Here is a 22,011-nt window from a genome sequence, read left to right on the forward strand (position 1 = left end):
GCTTACCTCAGCGCGCCCGAGGATTTCAACGCTGCCGCGCGGTCGGCATCGACCCACCAGAGGTCTTCGAGGCCCAGCGCATAGGGCGGCAGGTTCTCAGGGTAGGAATACTTGTCCCAATAGGCCACCCAATATTTACCCAGGTACCAGGTCGGCACCATGATCCGCTTGGCCCGCAACACACGGTCAAGCGCGCGCACGTTGGCCTGCAACTCTTCGGTGGTCGAGGCCGCGACAACCCCGTCGATCAGAGGTTCGATATCCGGCCCGTGCACACCCGAGGGGTTGAAAAGGGAATAGGCCGCCGCCTCGCTGCCGAACTGCTGGTAGAGCCCGGTTGAGGGTTGCAGCGACATCGGGTAGCCACCCATGATCATGTCGAAATCGCGGTCGCGCCGACGCAGGGTGAATTGCGCGTCATCCACCCGGTTGTAGCGGGCGTCGATCCCCATGACCTTGAGGTTGTCGACAAACGGCTGGATGATCCGGTCCAGCGTCGGTTCATCCGACAGGAATTCGATTCTCAGCGTCTCGCCCGCTCCATTGCGCCGGATCCCATCGCCGTCAACTGCCCAACCCGCCTCATCCAGCAGCTTCATCGCGCGGCGTAGGTTCTTGCGGTCGTTCTGGCGGTCGGGGCTGGAAGTGTGGGCACTCACCGGCTCTTCGCTCAGCACCGCCGGGTCGAGTGCATCGCCCAGCGCCTCCAGCACTTCGCGCTCACGTCCCTCGGGCAGGCCTGTCGCCTCAAGCGGGGTGCCTTGCCAGAAGGAGTGGCGCTGCTGGAACAGGCCATACTGCAGGCTCTCGTTGGTCCATTCGAAGTTGAACGCCAACTGCACCGCCGCGCGCACGCGGATATCCTGAAACTGTGGCCGGTCCATGTTGATCACGAAACCGCTGGCGCTGGGCACATCGCCATCGCGCAGCTCGGCCTTGATCACATGACCCTTTTCGATGGCCGGAAAATCATAGGCGGTGGCCCAGCTTTTCGAGTTGTTCTCTTGCCGCAAGGTATAGTTGCCAGCCTTGAACCCCTCCATCGCGGCGATGGTGTCGGTGTAATACTCGACCCGGATACTGTCGTAATTGTTGCGCCCGACATTTACGTTCAGATCCGCGCCCCAGTAATCGGGATTGCGGCGATAGGTGATGCGCCGGTTGATGTCGAAGCTGTCCAGCACATAGGGCGCCGAGCCGATTCCCTGCTCAAGGCGCGGCTCGTCCAGGCGGCGTTTCTCGGGATCGGCCATGAACCAGGCCTTGGAAAAAATCGGCGTGCCGCCGACCTGGGTAATCAGCGCCCGGCGCGGGATGTCCGGGGCGAAATGGAATTTCACCCGGTGGCTATCCAGCGCCTCGGCCTTGGGAATGCGTTTCCTGACCGCCTCGGCATAGGATTTCAGACCCTGCTCCAACAGCAGTTCGTGACTGAACACGACATCTTCGGCGGTGATCGGCGTGCCATCGGAAAACCGCGCCTCGGGCCGGATGTTGAAGATCACCCAATCCTGGCTTTCGGGATACTCCAGGCTTTCGGCGACGAGACCGTAATACGACGCCGGTTCGTCATAAGACGGGAACAGCAGGGACTCGTATTGATCCGCCGACCTCGCCGCGGCGCGCCCCTTGCGGGTGAACGGGTTGAGGTTGTCGAATGTCCCGACTGCGGCGTAGCTCAGCTCGCCCCCTTTGGGTGCATCGGGGTTCACATAGTCGAAATGCGCGAATCCCTCGGGGTATTTCAGATCGCCGAATTCCGAGAACCCGTGACTTTTGATGATGGTTTCCTCGGCGCGGGCAATCCCGGCCAACGCCATCAGCAACAGCCCGGCAAACAGCAGCATCACACCTGGCCGGATATCCAATGCTCTGGCACGGGTGGCGGCGCGGGGGCGTGTGGTCAAGGCTCTTCCTCCGGGTTGGGTTGGCATATGCGCCAATCTTGTTGCCGTTAGCTAATGGTCCAGCGTGGGGAGTTGCAAGTTTAGAATAGGTGAAGCAATCGTGAAGTCACGCCGACCAACGAAAAAGGCCGCTGCACGGGGCAGCGGCCTTTGGTCAAAACCGGTCTGTGTCGAGCGATCAGTTCGAAACGCTCTGCAGATAGGCGATCAGGTCGACCCGGTCGCCTTGTTTCTTGAGGCCCGAGAAGCTCATCGAGGTGCCAGGTACGGCCGCCGACGGCTTGGTCAGGAATTCATCCAGCGCCTCGGGCGTCCAGTCGCCGCCGTGGCCCTGCATCGCGCCGGAATAGCCGAAACCGGCAACCGAGGCGACCGCGCGCCCAACCACGCCATCCAGATGCGGGCCGGTGGCGTCTTCGCCGTTCACCTTGTGGCAGGCGGCGCATTTCTTGAACACTTTTTCGCCCTTGGCGGCATCCGCCGAGGCCATCAGCTCTTCAAAGCTGACGGTTTCTTCGGTGCCGCTGGCCTCTTCGGCTTCGGCAACTTCGATTGCATAGGCGGGCTCGTCCCCGTGGCCACCAACATGATAGACCGTCTCGGCCGCCCACTTGGCGAGAAGAAGCGCCAGGAAAGCGCCGAACAGGCCGGCAGCGGCCTTGGTAACTGTCATCGTGTCGAACATTGATCGCGAGTCCATTTCAGCTGTCTGGGCGGCTGTCTAAGGCTTCCCCTCGCAAGAGGCAAGGTATAGACACCGCGACCAAACGCCCAAAATGTAACTTGTTGCACGGAAACGACCCCATGACCCATCGCATTGCCTTCCAGGGAGAGCCCGGCGCCTATAGTCACGAGGCCTGCCGCAACGCACGCCCGGACATGGAGGCGCTGCCTTGCCGCACCTTCGAGGACGTGATCGAGGCGGTGCGCCGGGGCGAGGCCGAGCTGGCGATGCTGCCGGTCGAGAACACGACATATGGCCGGGTCGCCGATATCCACCGCCTGCTGCCCCATAGCGGGCTGCATATCATCGACGAGGCCTTTGTGCGCGTGCATATCAACCTGCTGGGCGTGCCGGGTGCGACGCTGGACGATATTCGCGATGCCTATTCGCATCTGGTGTTGCTGCCGCAATGCGCGGGTTTCCTGAAACAGCATGGCATCACCGGCCGGGTCAGCCCCGATAACGCCCGCGCCGCGCGCGAGGTGGCCGAACGCGGCGACAAGAGCCATGCGGCACTGGCCAGCGAGCTGGCGGGCGAAATCTATGGGCTGAACGTGCTGGCCCGCCATATCGAGGATACCGACAACAACACCACGCGTTTCCTGGTGATGTCGCGCGAGACAGACGATTCGCGCCGCGGTGATTTCGGCATGATCACCAGCTTCGTCTTCGAGGTTCGCAGCATTCCCGCCGCTCTGTACAAGGCGCTGGGGGGCTTTGCCACCAATGGTGTCAACATGACCAAACTGGAAAGCTACATGTTGGACGGTTCGTTCTCGGCCACGCAGTTTTATGCCGATATCGTCGGCCACCCCGAAGACGCCAATGTGCGCCTGGCGATGGACGAGCTGAACCACTTCACCACCAATGTCGAGATCCTGGGCGTCTATCCGGCCGCCCAGCCGCGCGGCTGAAGCGCCCGCTTAGCGGGCGGATCGAGTATGGCGCCCGCTCAGCGGGCGCAGCGGCTCTCGATCTCTTTGGCAAACTCTGCCATCCGCAGCTTGAACCGGCGGGTCATGTTCTTGCGGGCCAGTTTCAGCGATTGCAGGAACAGGCGCGCGGACAGCGTGTTTGCCTTCAACTCGACCGAAAAGCTCATCCTGGTACGGCGCGGCGACAGCGCCAGCAATTCGATCACCACATCGCCGTTGATGCCCTTGCTGTGACTGGCAAAGCGCATCAGCGAGGGCGCGTCATACTGTTTCAGCACCACATGCATCTCGCGCGGTTTGCCGCGCAGGCGAAACCGGGTGTCCCAGGCCATTCCCGCACCGATCGGAGCACTGGCATCGACGCGCTGCACCTCGACACCGCGCCGCATGGCCGAGCGTTCAAAGGTCTCGAATTCCGACAGGATTGCAAAGACCTGCGCGACCGGCGCCTCGATGTCTTCCTTGCTGATGAACTGCATGACCCCTCGCCGGTTGTGATTTTTGCGCGAGTTTCCCCTTAATCCAGCGTGTCCGCAAGCCAGTTCTGCAACAGGAAATGGGCAATTGCCCCCTTGCGCGCAGGCAGCAGGCGGGGGTGCTCTCCGGCAAAGGCCAGCATCATGTCGCTGCGGCTGACCCAGATCGCATCCTCGATCTCGACCGGGTCGATGGTCAGGTTCCGCGACAGGGCCTCGCCCGCGCAGCCGAACATCAGCGAGGCGGGAAACGGCCAGGGCTGGCTGGACAGATAGGTGACCGCACCAACCGGCACGCCGGCCTCTTCCAGCACCTCGCGGCGTACGGCGGCCTCCAGCGTCTCGCCCGGTTCGACAAATCCGGCAAGCAGCGAATACATGCCCTCGGGCCAGCCCGGAGAGCGTCCCATCAGCACCTGATCGCCATGGGTGATCAGCATGATCACCACCGGATCGGTGCGCGGAAAATGCTGTCCGCCACAGTCCGGACACCCGCGTTGCCATCCCGCCTGGGCAATCTCGCTGCGGGCGCCGCAGCGGGCGCAGAACCGGTGGCTGGCATGCCAGCCGATCACCGCCTTGGCGGTGGCGGCCAGTTCGGCGTCGCGCGGGCTGAGCCGGGTCATGATCCGTCGCAATTCGGCAAAGACCTGCCCCTGTGGCAGGTCGGGGTGCTGCTGCTCGGATCTGTCGACGAACCCGCCCAGCCCGGTCAGGTCCTGCCCCTCGGCCCCCCAGGCCGAGATGTCCTGTGCAAAGAGCGGCGCGCCGTTCTCGTCGAGGCCCAGGAAAATCGGCGTTTCGGCCTCGCCCCCCGGCCCCTCGGTCACCAGCGGATGGGTCGGGCCGACCCAGGCCAGACGTTCCAGCCGCTCGCCTTCGACCAGCAGCTTGCCGCGCCACAGCAACAGACAGCGCGCACGCGGATCGGCCGACATGCGCTTCTGCGCCTCTCCATCGCCGCGCAGATGCGCCGCCCGGTCCAGGCCCGAGCCTCCGAATGTGACTTGCTCTGCCGTTTTCATCCCTGCCCCTCTCCTTCTTCGTATTCACCGGCTTGCCGGTCGCAAAGGGCTGCCACGACACGCGGTTCAGATCAATCGCGAACTGTCCGATGTGACGCCGGCAAGCGGCAGAGTTGACACAAATCGCCACCAACTAACCTCTTGCCATAATAAACTATTTTTTATTTGTGAGGGGTGGCTCTACCTATGGGAGAGTTTGGGCGCTGACTTGGCAATGGAATTGGAATGCAACCTTCAAAACAAGCCCTGTCATCCGCCCCGCATGCTCAGGACGCCGCCACGTTACGGGTGCGCCTACTCGCCACAACCGACCTGCACATGCAACTGACGGGTTACGATTACTATTCCGACCGCCCGGAAAAGACCGGAGGTCTGGCGCGGCTTGCGCCGCTGATTGCGGCGGCGCGTGCAGAAACAGGGGTAGACCTGTCCCTGCTGTTTGATAATGGCGACAGCATTCAGGGCACCCAGATGGGTGACATCGCCGCCAGACACCCCTCGGCCCCGCATCCGCTGATGCGGGCCTTTTCCTATCTGGGGTATGATGCGCTGGGGCTTGGAAATCACGACTTCAACTTCGGGCTGGAGGTTCTGGATCAGGTTCTGGAACAGGCCCCCTGCCCGGTGGTCTGCGCAAACGCACATCGGCTGGACCGCGCGACACCCTGGCAGCAGGAGGTGATCCTCGAGCGCGAGGTTCGAACCGGCGCTGACGTGACCCTGCTGCGGATCGGCGTGCTGGCCACCCTGCCGCCTCAGACGGTGGACTGGGACGCGCATCTGTTGTCGGGCCGGATGCGTGTCGACGGAATCGTCGAGGCGGCACGCCATGCAGTGACCCGCCTCAGGGCAGCGGGCTGCGATCTGATCATTGCCCTGGCTCATAGCGGGTTGGCCGAGGCAGACGCCGCGCCCGATCAGGAAAACGCGGTGATCCCGCTGGCTGCGCTGGATGGGATCGACGCGGTGATCGCCGGGCACACTCACCTGCGGCTGCCTTCGCAGGATGCCGCCCCCCTCCCCCATACGGATCGCGCCAATGGGTTGGTTCATGGCAAGCCGGTGGTGATGCCGGGGCATCACGGCTCGCATCTGGGGATCATCGACCTCGATCTGCGGCAAACCCCGGGTGGCCGCTGGCGCGTCGCGCGGGCCCAGGCCGTCTTGCGCCCTGCCGAAGGACCTGCGGATACCGCCCTTATGCAGCTGCTGGCCGCGGATCACGCCGCCACCTGCGCTGCCGCCAATCAACCCGCCGGACATGCCGACGACGCGATGCACAGCTATTTCACCTTTGTCGCTCCGGATCGCGGACTGGCCAAGGTTGCCGCCGCGCAAGCCGCCGCCTTGCGCCCGTTTCTTGCCGGTACGCCCTTGGCTGACCTGCCCCTGCTGTCATCGGTCTCCCCGCTCAAGGCTGGGGGGCGCGCGGGTCCAGACCACTATACCGACGTGCCCGCCGGGCCATTGTCGATGCGCCATGTGGCCGACCTGCACATGTTTCCCAACGAGTTGCGGGCGCTGGTCCTGACCGGCGCCGACCTGCGCGAATGGCTGGAAATGGCCGCCGGCGTATTTCTGTCACCGGCACCGGCCGGGGCCTGCGACATGTTGCTGGATACCTCTGTGCCCGGGCATAACTTCGACAGCCTTTACGGGCTGACCTATGAGATCGATCCGAGAGCGCCACCGCGATACGATATCGGCGGTCGCCTGATCGCGGACGAGAACCGACGGATCGGCTCCCTGTGCCACAACGGCACCCCGGTCGATGATCGGCAGAAATTCGTAGTTGCACTCAACAACTATCGCGCCAATGGCGGCGGCCATTTCCTGATGCTGGATCGGGGAGAACCCGTGCCACTGCCAAGCCTGCGGATACAGAGCGCCCTGCATGACTATCTCTCTGGCCGGCTGCCCGCCGACCCGCTGGAACAGGCGCCGCACCCCTGGCGACTGGCGCCACTGCCGGGGCAGAGCGCGATCCTGCGCACCGGACCACGGGCCCGCGATCATCTGGACGAGCTTGCCGGGCGCGACATCTCCGATCTGGGCCTTGATGCCGAGGGGTTTCTTCGCCTGCGCGTCGGGCTTTGAGATCTTGTCATCCCGACCCGACCCGCCTATATCGGGTCGCGAGAGGTTGGCGCGGGCGAGCGCCTCGCCAACCTGGTCAGGTCCGGAAGGAAGCAGCCACAACGAGTCCCGCTTGGGTCGATGTCCAGCCTCTCACTTTCACCGCCGTTCGCTGTGCCGCACTTGGAACCCTCTAGACTGCGGAGGGATTTATGATTGTAGCAACGACCCTTCGGGCAGCGCGGTTCTGACGACTCATACCCCTGCATGAACCCGTTCCGATCGAATGCGCGTGCGCCATCCGCCCGTCTTGCGTTGTTTCGCAACAAGCAAACCGGTGTCTCTTGCACTTCCGGACCTTGGATGGTCCCCTTTCTTTGCCACGCAGGCCGCGGCCCTTTCCGGCGCCTATGTCGCGCGGGCCGAAGCGCTGGTGCCGTTCCTGACGGTGCTGGCGGTCAACGCGTGCGGCCCAACCGATCTGGGCCCGATCCTCGCCTGGTGTCACTCCGACCGGACCGGGGCGCTGGTGGACTCGTCCGGCGTGTGCAAGACCACTTTGATGATCTCTCAAACCGACGCCGGGGAGGCAACGGTCGGTATTCGCGAGGGTGCTCGCAACTCGGAAAGCGTGGCCGAGGCCCGCGCGCCCGACAAGGCGTTCGACAAGATGGTGCGCGCGGTGAGGCGTGAGATGATAGGTCGAAACAAACGCTGACCGGCCCTCGATCGCCCCTGCCTCAAGGGGCGATCAACCGGGGCCACAGCGCGGCGTTTCGTCGGGCGAAAGCGCCCAGATGACCGATCTCGCGCAACCCAAACGCGCGCGGGTGCAGCAGATGCCTGCGCACGGTCTCGCCATAGACATCGGCTAGGCGCCAGACACAATTGGGCGGGATGGTCGTGTCATCCTCGAATGCGAACATGTCGACCGGCGCACCCGAACGGCTCCAGTCGGCTTGCGGCAGGCGGTCGCCCATCTCGGGCAGATAGGCGCCGGGCGTGGTGCACCAGCGCCGCCATTCCCAATAGACGCCGGGTGGCAGGTCGGACCCGAAACCGATCCGCCGCCCCGGCAGATAACCGAGGGTTTTCACCAAAAGCGGCGCGTGACCGAACCAGAACAGCCGCGCCAGCGCCTGATAGGGCCAGGGGTGGTCCGAATGATGCACCAGCCCGGAACAGACGCAGATCATCCGGGCGATAGGCTCGATCCCCGGTTGCAGCGGGCCAAGCATACCACCGACCGAATGGCCGATCACCCAAAGCGGCAGATCGGGATACCGCCGCTGCATCTCGGCATAGGCGGCGGGCATGTCGATCAGTGCCCAGTCGGACATGGTGGCGGTCGAGGCCGCGAGCGGCCCCCTCAGCGAATGCCCGAAATCGCGGTAATCATAGGTCAGGCAGGCGATGCCGCGCTCGGCCGCCAGCCAGGTGGCGAAATGCTGGTAGTACTCGCGCGGCACCCCGGTGGCGCCGTTGATCACCACTGCAACCTGGGGCGTGCCCGCAGGCAGATAGAGCCGCGCCGATAGCTGCGCCGACCCTGACGGAAAATGAAAATCCTCAACCACGACGCTTGCTTGCATATCCAGCATTCCAGCCTCCAGATGCTCTAGACCGATTGGTCTATTTCTCCCATCTGGACCAATCGGTCTAGAGCTGTCAATATCGCTGTCAAATGACCCAACGTCCGCTTCCGACCAAAGATCGCCTGATCCGCGCCGCCGCCCAGCTGTTCCAGCGCAGCGGGTATCACGGTGTTGGATTGTCCGAGTTGCTGGCCGAGGCCGAAGCGCCCAAGGGCTCGCTTTATCACCACTTTCCCAACGGGAAATCCGACCTGGCGCTGGCGTCGGCCACCTGGGCCTCGGACGAGATGCTGCGGCTGATCGCGGCCTCGTTCGAACCGGCTGACAGCTTTCATGCCGGGATGGAGGTGCTGTGCGGCAAGGTCGCTAAACTGTTCGACAAATCGGGCCAGTGGGATGGCTGCCCGATCTCGTCAACCCTGTTCGAAGGGCCGGACAACGCCGCATTCCGCGCCCATGCCCACCACCTGTTCGAAGGCTGGATCACCGAGGGCGCGCATCACGCCAGCCGCTTTGGGCTGGCCGATCCGCAAAAGACCGCCGAGACCATGTTCATCCTGCTGCAAGGCGGCTGGATGCTGGCCCGCGCCCGGCAATCCTCGGACGTGCTGCGCCGCCTGCCCGAGATGCTGCCGGGCGCGGATTAGAGCCGGTTGGTATTGAAGGTGTCGCAGGTTGCGACTTGGCCGCTTTCGAACCCGCGTTCGAACCAGGCCGCCCGCTGCGCCGAGGTGCCGTGGGTAAAGGTATGCGGCTGCGGAACCCGGCCCGCCTGACGTTGCAGCCGGTCGTCGCCGATCATCCGGGCGGCGTTCAGCGCCTCTTCCAGGTCGCCCTGCTCCATCAGGCCCCAGACCGAGCGCGCCCAGACCCCGGACAGGCAATCGGCCTGCAATTCCAGCCGCACGGTCAGGGCGTTGGCCTCGACCTGCGAGGAGCGCCGCCGGGCCTGATCCACCTTGCCAAGAATACCCAGCTGATTCTGCACGTGATGGGCCACCTCATGGGCGATGACATAGGCGGCGGCGAAATCGCCCCCCGCCTGCAATCGCCGCGCCAGGGTGGCAAAGAAATCGGTGTCCAGATAGGCCTTCTGATCGGCCGGGCAATAGAACGGCCCGGTCGCACCCGAGGCGCCGCCGCAGGGGCTGGATGTCACCTGCGAGAACAGCACCAGCGTCGGCGGGGTGTACTCGCGGCCCAGCTGGTCGCGGAACACCCCGGTCCAGACCTCTTCGGTTGTGGTCAGCACGCGCGAGACGAATTCGCCCGCCTGCCGTTCTTCCTCGGACAGCTCTGTTGGGGCGCTCTGGGGCGCTTGTGGCTGCTCTGTCAGAAACGGGGTCACGTCGATGCCGGTAAAGGCGCCGATCACCAACAGCAGCAGCACCCCGCCGATGCCCAGGCCGCGCCCGCCGATACCCTTGCCGCCACCGCCGCGTTGTCCGCGCCGATCCTCGACATTCCTGCTGCCGCGAACGCCTTTCAACCGCATGCCGATCACCCTTCGCAGCCTGTCTGTCCGGCGCCGACTCTAGCACCCGTCAAAAGGGTCCGAAACCCGGAATGGACTTGCGCTTGACAGGCGCCCGCAACACCCGCTACCGCTGGGTCGATGGTTCCCGGTCGTGCATGCGCCGGGATGAAAAGGGAACACGGTGCGGCCCTCTGGCGACAGAGGACCAATGCCGAGACTGCCCCCGCAACTGTAAGCGGTGAGCGATGCCGAAATGCCACTGGCCCCCGGGCCGGGAAGGCCGGCAAAGCCCGGACCCGCAAGTCAGGAGACCTGCCATCGCAACCGTAACTCGAACCCGGGCGGGGTGTCCGGACGGGATGCCTTGGCCCTGAGTGGCCGGTCCCCGACACCCTGTTCCGCCGCGCGGAGGGCGCAGGATGATCTGGACCACACAAACGCATGAATTTGCCGCAACCCTATGCCGTCGCACCGGCAGGCCCTGCCCCGCCCTGTCGGGGCTGGCCGAGAACCTGACCCGCGCGTTGCGCCGGGCCGAACCGATGACCGATGCGTCATTCGAGATCGAAGGCCATTGCGAGATGCCGCCCTGCGGGGCCGGTTGTCTGGCACGCTACGCCGCCTCGCATAGCCGGGTGCGGGTGTTCTGCGGCGTTGACGAAGATACCGCCCTGCCACACCTGCACCGGTTTGCCGATGCGCTGCTGGGGTCTGAAGGCGGAGGTTTTGCCGCCGGAAGCGGCCCGGTGCCCTGCGCCATGGTCGAAGCCCGCGCGCACGCGGCACAAGTCTCGGCACCCGTTCAGCCAACCGCCTGACGGGTCACTCGCGGATCGCCCGGCCAGCCAACGCCCAGTCCATCTGGGCGTCGGTTTCGACCGCGCAGGAGCGGACCGAGCGCAGATGCGCCAACGCCGCCTTGGGGGCTTCGCCTGTCTCGATCATCAGGCGCAGCGCCGCCATGCCGGACCGGCCACAGCCGCCCTTGCAATGGATCAGCACCCGCCCGCCGCCGCGCAGGGCATGGCGGGCCGAGGCGCTGATCGCGCTCCATTTCGCCTGCGCCTCGCGGCCCGGAGTTCCGAAATCCTCGACCGGCAGATGCGCCCAACGGCAACCCCGGCTTTGTACATCGGCGCCAAAGTTGCGCGCGCCATGCTGCAGCATCTCGACCTCGGTCGTCATCGAGATCACCAGCCCCGGCGCCCAGGATCCGATCAGATCGACATCGCCCGCATAATCGCCCGATATACCCGGCAACTGGCAGATCGCCAGCGTGCCGCCGCCGACTTTCAGCGCATAAAGCACCAGCTGCGCCATCTGCGGTATCCCTTCCCGACCGACCATTGCCACGGGGCGTGGCGATCCTGACCCCAAGGGTAGAATGGCCTTTAACGCGGTGGTATCGCAAGACAAGATACCCGTGAACAGATCAAACTGCACCGCGACGCGGGTCAGCGGTTGTCTATATACACGCGAATCTGATCCGGGCTCACGCCCTGAGCGCCGATCAGGTGCGCCACCCGAATGCCGTTGATCAGGACCATGGTGCCGGTCTGATCATCAAGCTCCTGCACGCTGACCGGTGTCTCGTCTCCGTTCCCCGGACGCAGCAGCGAAGCTTCGCCTTGCAGGGTCAGGACATCTCGTGCCGTATCGAAATCGGTGATCGTGACAACGTCATAGCCGTCCGCCACGCCGCTATAGGTTTCGAGGATGTCTTGATCGGCCCCACCCCTGGTGGTGACCAGGTCCCCCTCGTCCACGACCAGGGTATCGCGCCCGACGCCACCCTTGACGGTGTCCACCTTACCCAGGTCGCTGCGATCGTCCACCGCAACAATGAAATCATCTCCCTGCTGTCCGTTGATCAGGTTAGAGCCGAAATTGTCGGAATTCGCATCATCGCCCGCGCCACTTGCACTCGTGTCATCGTCCCGAACGGCGTTACCTCCAACGGGAAGGGACACGACGGAACAGATTCGTATACCCCTGTACGCGTCTGCATCAATCTCGAGAGAGGGGAACGCACCCGCCATTTGCGGCCCAATCCTGTTCCATCCCTGAAACAATCACACGGGCGGTGGACCTTCGCCCCGCTGGCCAGTACCGTCTGCAGAACCAGAATCCAGACCCGACGAAAGTTGAAAATGTCCGACGCGCCCTCGACCCCCTATCAGGTGCTGGCCCGCAAGTACCGGCCCGAGACCTTTGCCGATCTGGTGGGGCAGGACGCGATGGTGCGGACGCTGAAAAACGCCTTTGCCGCCGACCGGATCGCGCAGGCGTTCATCATGACCGGCATCCGGGGCACCGGCAAGACGACCACGGCGCGGATCATCGCCAAGGGGATGAACTGTATCGGTCCCGATGGGAATGGCGGCCCCACCACCGAGCCTTGCGGCAAATGCGAGCATTGCGTGGCCATCATGGAAGGCCGCCATGTGGACGTGATGGAGATGGACGCCGCCAGCCGCACCGGCGTGAACGACATCCGCGAGATCATCGACAGCGTCCGCTATCGTGCCGCCAGCGCGCGCTACAAGATCTATATCATCGACGAGGTTCACATGCTGTCGACCAGCGCGTTCAACGCGCTGCTCAAGACGCTGGAGGAGCCGCCGGCGCATGTGAAGTTCATCTTTGCGACCACCGAGATCCGCAAGGTGCCGGTGACGGTGCTGAGCCGCTGCCAGCGGTTCGACCTGCGCCGGATCGAGCCCGAGGACATGATCGCGCTGATGCGCCGGATCGCCGATGCCGAAGGCGCGCAGATCGCCGAGGACGCGCTGGCGCTGATCGTGCGCGCGGCGGAAGGGTCGGCGCGGGATGCGACCTCTCTGCTGGATCAGGCGATCAGCCATGGTGCGGGCGAGACCAGCGCCGAGCAGGTGCGCGCGATGCTGGGGCTGGCCGACCGGGGCCGGGTGCTGGACCTGATGGACATGATCCTGCGCGGCGATGCGGGCGCGGCCCTGACCGAGCTTGGCGCGCAATATGCCGAGGGTGCGGACCCGATGGCGGTGCTGCGCGATCTGGCCGAGATCACCCATTGGGTGTCGGTGGTCAAGATCACCCCCGATGCCGCCGAGGATCCGACCGTGTCGCCGGACGAGCGCGCGCGCGGCCAGCAGATGGCGGATGCGCTCGCGATGCGGGTGCTGACCCGGATGTGGCAGATGCTGCTCAAGGCGCTGGAAGAGGTGGCCGCCGCCCCCAACGCGATGATGGCCGCCGAGATGGCAGTGATCCGGCTGACCCATGTGGCCGATCTGCCCAGCCCCGAAGAGCTGATCAAGCGGTTGCAGGATGCGCCGCCGCCGCCGAACCCCGGCGGAGGGCCGCGTGTTGGTCAGGGCGCGAGTGCCCCGGCCCAGAACGGCGTCAGCGCCAGCTATGCGCCCGCCCCGCGCGGCGGTGGCGGCGGGCCGGTTGCGGCGCTGGCGCAGGATCCGCAAACGGCGCTGGCGCGCTTTCCCACCTTCGAGCATTTGGTCGAGCTGATCCGCGCCAATCGCGACGGCAAACTGTTGGCCGATATCGAGATGGACCTGCGGCTGGTCAGCTATCAGCCGGGCCGGATCGAATTTCAGCCCACCGAACGCGCGCCCACCGATCTGGCGCAGCGGCTGGGCAGTGCGCTGCAACGCTGGACCGGCAATCGATGGGCGGTCAGCGTGGTGGCGCAGGGCGGCGGCAAGACCATCGACGAGATCCGCAACGCCGAGAAATACGCGCTGGAGGAAAAGGCGCGTGAACACCCGCTGGTACAGGCGGTACTGGCGCAGTTTCCCAAGGCGCGGATCACCCATATCGAGACCCCGGAACAACGCGCCGCCAAGGTGGTGACCGAGGCGCTGCCCGAGGTCGAGGACGAATGGGATCCGTTCGAGGACGGCTGAGCGCCAACTCTCGATCGCGGAGCGCCGAGAATTTTCGACGAAAATTCTCGTGGCCGCCCGGGGCAACCGTTGGCGCGCTTCAGAAAAGTCTCTTTTGCATGGTGATCGAGGTGGGCCGATCGTAACCGGGATGCGCGGTTTCGCCGGTCTTTGCGAATCCCAGCCGGGCGAAGGTGGCGTGGTTCTCCACCAGTTCCACCCGCGTTTCCAGCTCGACAACCGGCAGGCCCAGTATCCGGGCGCGGGTCTCGGCCTGTGCCACCAGCCGGCGCGCCAGACCCTGACCGCGCATGGATGCATCCACCGCCAGCTTGCCGAGATAGAGCCGCCCCGGCTTGACCGTCAGGAACACCACCGCCACCGGCGGCGCGCCCAGCGCCCAGACCTCACCGGCAGCGGCCTGCGCGGCAACGGCCTGTTCGGTCAGCCGGTGCATCGAAGAGGGCGGGTCGATCCGGCCATCCATAAAGGCGAAACTGTCACGGATCAGGGCCAGGATCGCCCCGATCTGCGGGCTGTCCGGAGCGATCCGATAGGGCGCGACGGGCGTCATAGCGAGGCCTCCGGACGGAAGTCTTGGGGGATGTTATCCTGCCCCTCCAGCACCAGTTCGGCCATCACATGGGCCACCTTGGGCGCCATGCCGAAGCCAATCTTGAAGCCGCCATTGGCGATGAACTGGTCGGGATAAAGCGGATGCGCCCCCAGCATCGGTGCGCGCGAGCGCGAGCGCGGGCGCACGCCCGCCCAACGTTCGATCACCTCGGCGCCGTGCAAGAGCGGCACCGCCTGCATTGCGCGGTCAAGAACCGTGTCCAGCGCCGCGTCGGTACTGGTCGGGTCGTCATAGTCGCGTTCCGAGGTGGAGCCGATTGCCAGCGTCCCGTCCGCATGGGGCACGATATGCACCGTATCGGCAAAAAGCTGCGGCGCCTGCCGCCCGGCATCGAAGCGCAACAGCGCCGCCTGTCCCTTGACCCCGGTGCCCACGAGGCGCCCCCGCGCCCGGTTCAGCTCTTCCAGCCCGGCGATGCCGGTGGCGTGGATCACCTGCCCCCGGTCGGGCGCCTCGGCCAATACCTCGACCCCGCGAACGGCCAGCGCACCCACCAGCGCAGCACAGGCGCGGCGCGGATGCATCCGGGCGCTGAGCGTATCATGCACCACCAACCCGGTGGGTGAGGGCGGGCACCAGCTGCCCATCTCATCAACCGGGCAGACCCGCCATTCAGCCTGCCCCTGCCACAGGGTGCGGGCGTTTTCCGCCCGCTCATCCGCCAGATCCACGGCGCGCTCATCCGCCAGTGGCTGGATGCGACCGGTGCGGCCATATCCGGGCGACACGCCACCCGCCGCCTCGACCCCTGCCCAGAACCCTTCGGCCATGATCAGGCTATCGAACTGGAAGGCCTTCTTGGCGTTCCAGTTTTCCGGCACATGCGGGGCCAGCGCGCCAACCAAGCCGCCCGAGGACCCGGCCCCAGGCCCGAACGGATCGACCACCTGCACCCGCGCCCCGCGCAACACGCAGGCCCATGCGATGGAAAGGCCGAAAATCCCCGCGCCGCGTATCGTCACATCGGCCATTGCCATCGCCCGTCCCTTTCGCCAGTGTCGCGCCGATTTCGTAGGGGATATTCGCATGGTTGACCAGCAAGCGAAACTCAGCTGGACCGAGGACCGGATACCGGTCTCGGATCGGTTCGACGACCCCTATTTCTCGCTCGAAAACGGGCTGGCGGAAACGCGGCATGTGTTTCTGGCCGGCAACGGCCTGCCCGGGCGGTTCACGCCGGGGTTCCATATCGCCGAGCTGGGCTTTGGCACCGGGCTCAACATGCTGACCGCTTGGGCCGCATGGGAAGGGGCGGGGATAGAAACCCCGCTGCGTTTCACCAGTTTCGAGGCTTATCCGATGGCGCCGGCCGACATGGCCCGGGCGCTGGCGGCCTTTCCCGAGCTTGGCCCCTGGGCCGAGCGGTTCCTGTCGGCATGGGCCGGAACGCCCTGCGATCTGGGCACTTTGCAACTGGACGTGGTGCAGGGCGATGCGCGCCAGACCCTGCCGGAATGGACGGGCCGGGCCGATGCCTGGTTCCTCGACGGCTTTTCGCCCGCCAAGAATCCCGAGCTTTGGCAGGAGGATTTGCTGGCCCATGTCGCAAACCGGACAGCACCGGGCGGCACGGTTGCCACATACACGGCGGCAGGCTTTGTGCGGCGCGGGCTGGAGGCGGCAGGCTTCACCGTGACGCGCCTGCCGGGATACGGCCGCAAACGGCATATGACACAAGGGGTTCTGCGATGACGCAAGGCACGGCACGGGCGCAGCAGAACAACATCCCCGTCGGCATCGCGCTGATGCTGGCCGCCACGGTCGTGTTCGCACTTCAGGACGGTATCTCGCGCCATCTCGCGTCAAGCTACAACACCTACATGGTGGTGATGATCCGCTATTGGTTCTTTGCCGCTTTCGTGATCGCGCTGGCGGCCCGGTCCCGTGGCGGATTGCGCGCCGCTACCCGCACTGCGCAGCCGGGCCTGCAAATCTTTCGCGGGTTGCTGCTGGCGAGCGAGATCTGTGTGGCAGTGTTTGCCTTTACCGTTCTGGGCCTGATCGAGAGCATGGCGGTGTTCATCTGCTACCCGCTTCTGGTGGCGGCCCTGTCCGGCCCGGTCTTGGGAGAAAAGGTCGGCTGGCGGCGCTGGGCCGCGATCGGTGTCGGGCTGGTCGGCGTGCTGATCATCCTTCAGCCGGGCATGGGCGTGTTCAACCCCTGGGCGGTGGTGCCGCTGATCTCGGCCCTGATGTTCGCGCTTTACGGCCTGCTGACCCGCTATGCCGCCCGGCAGGACAGCACCGCCACCAGCTTTTTCTGGACTGGCGTCACCGGCGCAGTGGCGATGACCGCCGTGGGCCTGTGGTTCTGGGAGCCGATGAGTGCCCCCGACTGGCGCTGGATGGCGCTGCTCTGTGTCAGCGGCGCCCTGGGGCATTGGCTGCTGATCAAATGCTACGAGATGGCCGAGGCGAGCGCGGTGCAGCCCTTTGCCTATTTCCACCTGATGTGGACCGCGATCCTGGGCATCACGGTGTTTGGCGAGACCTTGCGCAGCGCCGTCATCATCGGTGCGGCGCTGATCGTGGCCGCCGGTCTATTCACCCTGTGGCGCGAACGCGCGCAAAGTCGATCCCGCTAGCTCGGCTGAAAAGGGCAGCGGCAGCGGCTCCTTGCCAAGGCGCGCGCGATAGACCGGCAGGCTCTCGGTCACCCGCATGATGTAATTGCGGGTCTCCTCGAACGGGATATGTTCGATCCAGTCGACGATATCGGGCGTGCCGCTGCGCGGGTCGCCGAACCGCTCCATCCAGCTGATCGGGCGATTGGGGCCGGCATTATAGCCCGCCGCCATCATCACCACATTGCCGTCGAACTCTCCGGCCAGTTCGGCCAGGTAGTTGGCGCCAAGCTTGGCGTTATATTCCCAATCCGCGGTCAGGCTGTCGGTGGAATGCCCGCCCAGAATGCCCAGCGCGTCGGCCACCAGCCGCGCCGTGGCGGGCATCACCTGCATCAGGCCGCGCGCGCCTGCGCCCGAAATCACCACCGGGTCGAACTCGCTTTCGCGGCGCGCGATGGCCAGCGTCATCTCGGGCGCCATCGGCAGGTTCAGCCGCCCGACCGGGTGCAGCGGGTAATAGGCGCCGGTCAGCACCACCCCCTCCTGCGCCTTGCGCTTGGCGATCATCACCGACAGATGCGGCTCCTGCATCTCCAGCGCCATCTCGGCAAGTTGCGTCGCTTGCACCGGGTCAAGGCTCTCGGCCAGATGGGTCAGGAACCGCTCGGCCAGGTCCAACTCTCCGGCGCGCAGCAACAGCAACCCGGCCTCAAGCACGCTGGAGGACATGAACGCCGCCTCCCGCCAGGGGGGTGTTGCGGGTGGGTTGGCCAGCGTCGGGTCAAAGGGGCGTCCGATCCGCTCTGCCGCAAGCAGGCCATAGAACGAGGTCTGATGCTCTGCCCCCATGGCATAGGCGGCATGGGCCTTGTCCGCATCGCCCAGCGCCGCATAGGCGCGGCCCAGCCAATAGCCCGCCCGCCCCTTGGAGATCGGCGAGTTCACCGCCGCATCAAAGCGCTGGAAATGGGCGACGGCCGCAGCTGGGTCATCCAGCTTGGCCAGGGCCAGATACCCCGCCAGCCATTCCAGATCGGCATAGGCATAGCCCATACCCGGCGTCATGAAGTGACGCGCGGCCATCTGATAGGCGCGATCATTGCGGTCCTGCCGCATCGTCAGCCGCGTCAGACGCGCGCGCGCCTGGCCCCATTTGTCCGGCTCGCCCAGCGCATCGGCGCTGGTCGAGCGTTCCAGCATCAGGTCGATGGCGCTGTCATCCAGCTCCTTTCGATCACGCCAGACAAAGCGGTCATGGGCCAGCCCCGGCGACTGGGCCAAGGCCACGGGCACAGCGGCGATCAGGGCATCGATACCGGGCACGCGGTCCTGCAACCCGATTCGCGCCTGCGCCAGCTTGCGCTGGCCCTCGTCCACCAGCGACAGCATCTGCTTGGCGCTGATCGTGTAGCCCTCCCACAGCATCCGGTCGAGCCGCGCGACATGATGCGGCGCCAGCAGCTTGCCATAGTTCTCGACGTAATCCCGTTGCAGCCCGGCGCCCATCGGCAGGGTGCGCCAGGCCTTGACCAGTTCGGCCTCGGCATCGCCGCGCTGTCCGGTGGCCAGCAGGGCCACGGCGTAGTTCAACACGCCCTCGGCGGTCTGCGGCGGCGCGCCGGAATAGAACTCCAGCACCCGTTCCGGTGGGGAAAGGGTGAATTGCGGCTCGGATTGGCGGCGCAGATAGTCAAGTCCCGGCCAATCGCCGCGGCGGTTCAGGAACACCAGCGCATCGCCATCGGTTCCATAACTCTTGCGCAGCCAGTGCCAGACGATGATGTCGCGCGACACCGATCCCCGCGCGCCCGCGACCCTGAGCGCCTCGGTCCAGTTTTCGGCCCGCATCTCGCGCAGGGCAGCGCGCAGATTCGCCGCAGCATCGGCCCAGACCGGGCCGATTGCCGCAAAACACCAGAAAATCGCGGCCAGACTGGCGATCAGAACGCGGGACATCCCTTGCATTTCCTGCCGAACCAAGGCTAGAGCCTTTCACGTTATACCTTGTGCGGCCCGGATCAATTCACTTTCCGGACCAAGCGGGGGAACCGGCGGGCATCTGCCCGCATACCACTCTATCTAGGGAGCGTTTTCCATGTTCAAAGGCTCGATGCCTGCCCTCGTCACCCCGTTCCGCAACGGCGAGCTGGACCTGGAGGCGCTCAAACGTCTTGTCGAATGGCAGATCGGCGAAGGCTCGACCGGTCTGGTGCCCGTCGGCACCACCGGCGAAAGCCCCACGCTGAGCCACGAGGAACACGAAACCGTGGTGGCCGAGGTGGTCAAGGCCGCCGCCGGACGTGTACCGGTGATCGCGGGCGCGGGGTCGAACAATACCACCGAGGCGATCCGCTTCGTGCAATTCGCCCAGCGGATCGGCGCCGATGCGGCACTGGTGGTGACGCCCTATTACAACAGGCCGACCCAGCGCGGGCTGATCGCCCATTTCACCGCGCTGCATGACTGCGCCGAGATCCCGATCGTGATCTATAACATCCCGGGCCGCTCGGTTGTCGACATGACGCCCGCCACCATGGGCGCGCTGGCGAAACTGCCGCGTATCGTGGGCGTCAAGGATGCCACAGGCGATCTGGCCCGGGTCAGCCAGCAGCGCGCCAGCTGCGGCGCCGATTTCATCCAGCTCTCGGGCGAGGATGCCACCGCGCTTGGCTTCAACGCCCATGGCGGGGTCGGCTGCATCTCGGTCACCGCCAACGTTGCACCGCGCCTGTGCGCCGAGTTCCAGCAGGCAACACTGGCGGGCGATTATGCCAAGGCGCTGGACTATCAGGATCGCCTGATGCCGCTGCACGAGGCGATCTTTATCGAGCCGGGCCTGGTCGGCGCCAAATACGCCCTGTCGAAACTTGGCCTGTGCAGCGAAGAGGTCCGCTCGCCCCTGACCGGTCTCGAAGACAGCACCAAGGCTGCCATCGACGCGGCGATGAAACACGCCGGGCTGTTGTAACAGCCGGACAAAGAACCGGCGCCCGATATCTGGGCGCCGGACTTCTGCTTCTTTCTGGTCAGAAATACTCAAATGCGACGTCGCCGCGCGGGCTAACGTTTGCCGTAGTAGAGCCCGACCACATGTTCGGCCTGGGCAAAGAACAGCCAGCGCGACACCGCCACGCCCGCCAGATGCGACAGCACCGCCAGCAGTGCAAGCGCATGCCCGAAGGGCAGCAGCAACAGCAGCACCGGCAAGACGAAAGCCAGTACCAGCGCGATCACCCGCAGCTTGGCGGCATGTTTGCGCCCCACCACATGCACGAATTCGCGCAACAGATAGTTGCTGCCGGTATGGGGCGGCTCGAAGGCGCGCACCACGCCGCCCTGCCCCAACCCGGTCGCGCTCGCCAGATCGGTGCCCGACCGCGCCAGCGCCCCGTCACCCTGTCGCCACCAGACCAGTTGCACCAGCGCGGCCGAAACAAGCAGAATCAGCGCCAGCCTCACCTGCCCTGCCAGCAGCGCGCCACCGGCCAGGCTGAAGGCCAGGAACAGCACCGGCGTCAGCGGGCTGTGCCAGCGCGGGACGGTCCTGAGCTGCGCATAGATCATCGAGGTCGTAAACACGGTGCCCAGCGACAACAGCGCGCCCAACCCTCCCAGCAGGCTCCAGCGCTGGTCCAGAAACACCAGACCCAGCGCATAAAGCCCCATGACCAGCAAGGCAGCCACTGCCGCACATCCCTCGCGGCTCAACCAGCTGGTGCGCCATTGACTGAAAGCCTTCCAGGCGCGCTCGGGGTGACCAAGGTGAAAGGTCGAGGCCAGCAGCCCCCCCACCGCCATGGCATAAGCGATGACGAAGAAGACAAAGGCGACCCAGCCGGATACCGAGGGCAGGCCCAGCCCAAGAAAGAACAGCAGGCCAAAACCCAAGCCCGAGAGCGTGGTGAAGAGAATGACGGAAGGGGCGGGATGCATCAGAGTTTCTCCAGTGCCTTGTCGAGCCAGGCCATGAACCCCTTGGGCTCATCGGCGACCGGCGCCAGCAGGGGCGCCAGAATGTCGATCTGCGCTTCGATCTGGTCCTTGGGCCGGGGCGGCAGATACTTGTTCACGGGCCTGGTGCCCATTTCGGGCATCAGATCCATGCCGCCGCGCTCGGCCACCAGGTGCGACACCGCGCTATCCGGATCACCCAGATCGCCGAAATGCCGCGCACCCGCCGGGCAGGTGCGCACACAGGAGGGGACGCGGTCCTCCTCGGGCAGGTTCTCGTTATAGATACGATCCACACACAGGGTGCATTTCTTCATCACGCCTTCGGCCAGATCCAGCTCACGCGCGCCATAGGGGCAGGCCCAGGCGCAGAGGCCACAGCCGATGCAATCGCTCTCGTTGACCAGCACGATCCCGTCCTCGGAGCGTTTGTAGCTGGCGCCCGTCGGGCAGACGGTCACACAGGGCGCGTCCTCGCAATGCAGGCAGGATTTCGGGAAATGGACCAGCTGGGCGTGCCCCTCGGGCGGCTGCACCTCATAGGAATGCACCCGGTTCAGGAAGGTGCCCGACGGATCGGCGCCATACGGATCCTGATCGCTGAGCGGGGCGCCGTAATTCTCGGTGTTCCATCCCTTGCAGGAAATCACGCAGGCATGGCAGCCGACACAGGTATCGAGGTCGATCACCAGCCCCAGCTTACGGTCGGTCTTCTGCGGCAGCTCCGTCATGTCACGCTCCAGCAGCCACGGGCACACGC

22 protein-coding genes, 1 other RNA gene and 1 riboswitch are annotated in these 22,011 nt (G+C 65.3%); of the genes, 10 read left to right on the top strand and 13 right to left on the bottom strand.

All coding sequences use genetic code 11. The features are described 5' to 3' along the window. Positions 1–2 precede the first annotated feature (2 nt). Positions 3–1,934: an extracellular solute-binding protein gene (locus tag SPO_RS17920; RefSeq protein WP_044028782.1), complete on the bottom strand. Its 1,932-nt coding sequence runs from the start codon at positions 1,932–1,934 to the stop codon at positions 3–5. Between the two features lie 151 nt (positions 1,935–2,085). Beyond that, positions 2,086–2,592, bottom strand: coding sequence for a c-type cytochrome (locus tag SPO_RS17925; protein ID WP_011049218.1), 507 nt, complete (start codon positions 2,590–2,592; stop codon positions 2,086–2,088). A 119-nt stretch (positions 2,593–2,711) separates the two neighbouring features. Between SPO_RS17925 and SPO_RS17930 the strand changes: the two genes are divergently transcribed. Further along, entirely contained in the window at positions 2,712–3,545 is an 834-nt protein-coding gene (locus SPO_RS17930) for a prephenate dehydratase (protein ID WP_044028784.1), read from the top strand. Positions 3,546–3,583: 38 nt separating this feature from the next. Here the strand turns inward: SPO_RS17930 and SPO_RS17935 are convergent, their stop codons facing one another. Then, positions 3,584–4,045, bottom strand: a complete 462-nt coding sequence (locus SPO_RS17935) for an SRPBCC family protein (RefSeq protein ID WP_030003267.1) — start codon at positions 4,043–4,045, stop codon at positions 3,584–3,586. A gap of 38 nt (positions 4,046–4,083) precedes the next feature. Then, positions 4,084–5,067, bottom strand: a complete 984-nt coding sequence (gene nudC / locus SPO_RS17940; RefSeq protein WP_011049221.1) for an NAD(+) diphosphatase — start codon at positions 5,065–5,067, stop codon at positions 4,084–4,086. A gap of 225 nt (positions 5,068–5,292) precedes the next feature. Here nudC and SPO_RS17945 point away from each other — a divergent pair, with 225 nt between their 5' ends. From SPO_RS17945 to SPO_RS17950, 3 genes are all read left to right on the top strand, one after another. Next, the gene (locus SPO_RS17945) at positions 5,293–7,164 is read left to right on the top strand and encodes a bifunctional 2',3'-cyclic-nucleotide 2'-phosphodiesterase/3'-nucleotidase (RefSeq protein ID WP_011049222.1); all 1,872 of its coding nucleotides are present in this window, start codon (positions 5,293–5,295) and stop codon (positions 7,162–7,164) included. Positions 7,165–7,203: 39 nt separating this feature from the next. Beyond that, positions 7,204–7,302: signal recognition particle sRNA small type (gene ffs, locus SPO_RS22615), an RNA gene on the top strand. Between the two features lie 127 nt (positions 7,303–7,429). Next, positions 7,430–7,861 carry a hypothetical protein gene (locus SPO_RS17950; protein WP_011049223.1) on the top strand — a complete coding sequence of 144 codons (432 nt, stop codon included), beginning with the start codon at positions 7,430–7,432 and terminating at the stop codon, positions 7,859–7,861. Between the two features lie 22 nt (positions 7,862–7,883). Here SPO_RS17950 and SPO_RS17955 read toward each other — a convergent pair whose 3' ends face one another. Next, complete coding sequence (locus SPO_RS17955; protein ID WP_011049224.1) at positions 7,884–8,744, bottom strand: alpha/beta hydrolase family protein; 861 nt, start codon at positions 8,742–8,744, stop codon at positions 7,884–7,886. 83 nt (positions 8,745–8,827) lie between these two features. Here SPO_RS17955 and SPO_RS17960 point away from each other — a divergent pair, with 83 nt between their 5' ends. Further along, positions 8,828–9,385: a TetR/AcrR family transcriptional regulator gene (locus SPO_RS17960; RefSeq protein ID WP_011049225.1), complete on the top strand. Its 558-nt coding sequence runs from the start codon at positions 8,828–8,830 to the stop codon at positions 9,383–9,385. On the opposite strand, the gene SPO_RS17965 is transcribed toward SPO_RS17960, so the two are convergent. Next, entirely contained in the window at positions 9,382–10,233 is an 852-nt protein-coding gene (locus tag SPO_RS17965; RefSeq protein WP_011049226.1) for a KPN_02809 family neutral zinc metallopeptidase, read from the bottom strand. The two genes, SPO_RS17960 and SPO_RS17965, sit on opposite strands and share 4 nt — an antisense overlap. A gap of 104 nt (positions 10,234–10,337) precedes the next feature. Then, positions 10,338–10,549: riboswitch (cobalamin riboswitch) on the top strand. An 85-nt stretch (positions 10,550–10,634) separates the two neighbouring features. On the opposite strand from SPO_RS17965, the gene SPO_RS17970 reads away from it, so the two are divergent. Then, a complete protein-coding gene (locus tag SPO_RS17970; protein WP_044028786.1) occupies positions 10,635–11,033 on the top strand; it encodes a hypothetical protein in 399 nt (132 codons plus the stop codon). A gap of 4 nt (positions 11,034–11,037) precedes the next feature. Here SPO_RS17970 and SPO_RS17975 read toward each other — a convergent pair whose 3' ends face one another. Then, entirely contained in the window at positions 11,038–11,535 is a 498-nt protein-coding gene (locus SPO_RS17975) for a protein-tyrosine phosphatase family protein (RefSeq protein ID WP_011049228.1), read from the bottom strand. A gap of 134 nt (positions 11,536–11,669) precedes the next feature. Beyond that, positions 11,670–12,185 carry a hypothetical protein gene (locus SPO_RS17980; RefSeq protein ID WP_144084028.1) on the bottom strand — a complete coding sequence of 172 codons (516 nt, stop codon included), beginning with the start codon at positions 12,183–12,185 and terminating at the stop codon, positions 11,670–11,672. A 180-nt stretch (positions 12,186–12,365) separates the two neighbouring features. On the opposite strand from SPO_RS17980, the gene SPO_RS17985 reads away from it, so the two are divergent. Then, on the top strand, positions 12,366–14,117 hold the full coding sequence (locus SPO_RS17985) for a DNA polymerase III subunit gamma/tau (RefSeq protein WP_011049230.1): 1,752 nt from the start codon (positions 12,366–12,368) through the stop codon (positions 14,115–14,117). Between the two features lie 79 nt (positions 14,118–14,196). Here SPO_RS17985 and SPO_RS17990 read toward each other — a convergent pair whose 3' ends face one another. Both SPO_RS17990 and SPO_RS17995 read right to left on the bottom strand, forming a co-directional pair. Next, complete coding sequence (locus SPO_RS17990; RefSeq protein ID WP_011049231.1) at positions 14,197–14,670, bottom strand: GNAT family N-acetyltransferase; 474 nt, start codon at positions 14,668–14,670, stop codon at positions 14,197–14,199. Continuing rightward, positions 14,667–15,710: an NAD(P)/FAD-dependent oxidoreductase gene (locus tag SPO_RS17995; RefSeq protein ID WP_011049232.1), complete on the bottom strand. Its 1,044-nt coding sequence runs from the start codon at positions 15,708–15,710 to the stop codon at positions 14,667–14,669. Before SPO_RS17995 ends, SPO_RS17990 begins: the two co-directional genes overlap by 4 nt. Before the next feature lie 49 nt (positions 15,711–15,759). Here SPO_RS17995 and mnmD point away from each other — a divergent pair, with 49 nt between their 5' ends. Beyond that, on the top strand, positions 15,760–16,425 hold the full coding sequence (gene mnmD, locus SPO_RS18000) for a tRNA (5-methylaminomethyl-2-thiouridine)(34)-methyltransferase MnmD (protein ID WP_011049233.1): 666 nt from the start codon (positions 15,760–15,762) through the stop codon (positions 16,423–16,425). After that, positions 16,422–17,318, top strand: a complete 897-nt coding sequence (locus SPO_RS18005; protein ID WP_011049234.1) for a DMT family transporter — start codon at positions 16,422–16,424, stop codon at positions 17,316–17,318. Before mnmD ends, SPO_RS18005 begins: the two co-directional genes overlap by 4 nt. Here the strand turns inward: SPO_RS18005 and SPO_RS18010 are convergent. Beyond that, positions 17,274–19,256, bottom strand: a complete 1,983-nt coding sequence (locus tag SPO_RS18010) for a lytic transglycosylase domain-containing protein (protein WP_044028788.1) — start codon at positions 19,254–19,256, stop codon at positions 17,274–17,276. The genes SPO_RS18005 and SPO_RS18010 overlap by 45 nt on opposite strands. A gap of 139 nt (positions 19,257–19,395) precedes the next feature. On the opposite strand from SPO_RS18010, the gene dapA reads away from it, so the two are divergent. Continuing rightward, on the top strand, positions 19,396–20,268 hold the full coding sequence (gene dapA / locus SPO_RS18015; RefSeq protein ID WP_011049236.1) for a 4-hydroxy-tetrahydrodipicolinate synthase: 873 nt from the start codon (positions 19,396–19,398) through the stop codon (positions 20,266–20,268). Between the two features lie 92 nt (positions 20,269–20,360). On the opposite strand, the gene SPO_RS18020 is transcribed toward dapA, so the two are convergent. Next, entirely contained in the window at positions 20,361–21,233 is an 873-nt protein-coding gene (locus SPO_RS18020; RefSeq protein ID WP_011049237.1) for a dimethyl sulfoxide reductase anchor subunit family protein, read from the bottom strand. Beyond that, complete coding sequence (locus SPO_RS18025; protein WP_044028789.1) at positions 21,233–21,982, bottom strand: 4Fe-4S dicluster domain-containing protein; 750 nt, start codon at positions 21,980–21,982, stop codon at positions 21,233–21,235. The genes SPO_RS18020 and SPO_RS18025 overlap by 1 nt, the downstream gene beginning before the upstream one ends. Between the last annotated feature and the right edge of the window lie 29 nt (positions 21,983–22,011).

It is taken from the genome of Ruegeria pomeroyi DSS-3 (assembly GCF_000011965.2).
In the GTDB taxonomy this organism is placed as follows: Bacteria; Pseudomonadota; Alphaproteobacteria; order Rhodobacterales; family Rhodobacteraceae; genus Ruegeria_B; species Ruegeria_B pomeroyi.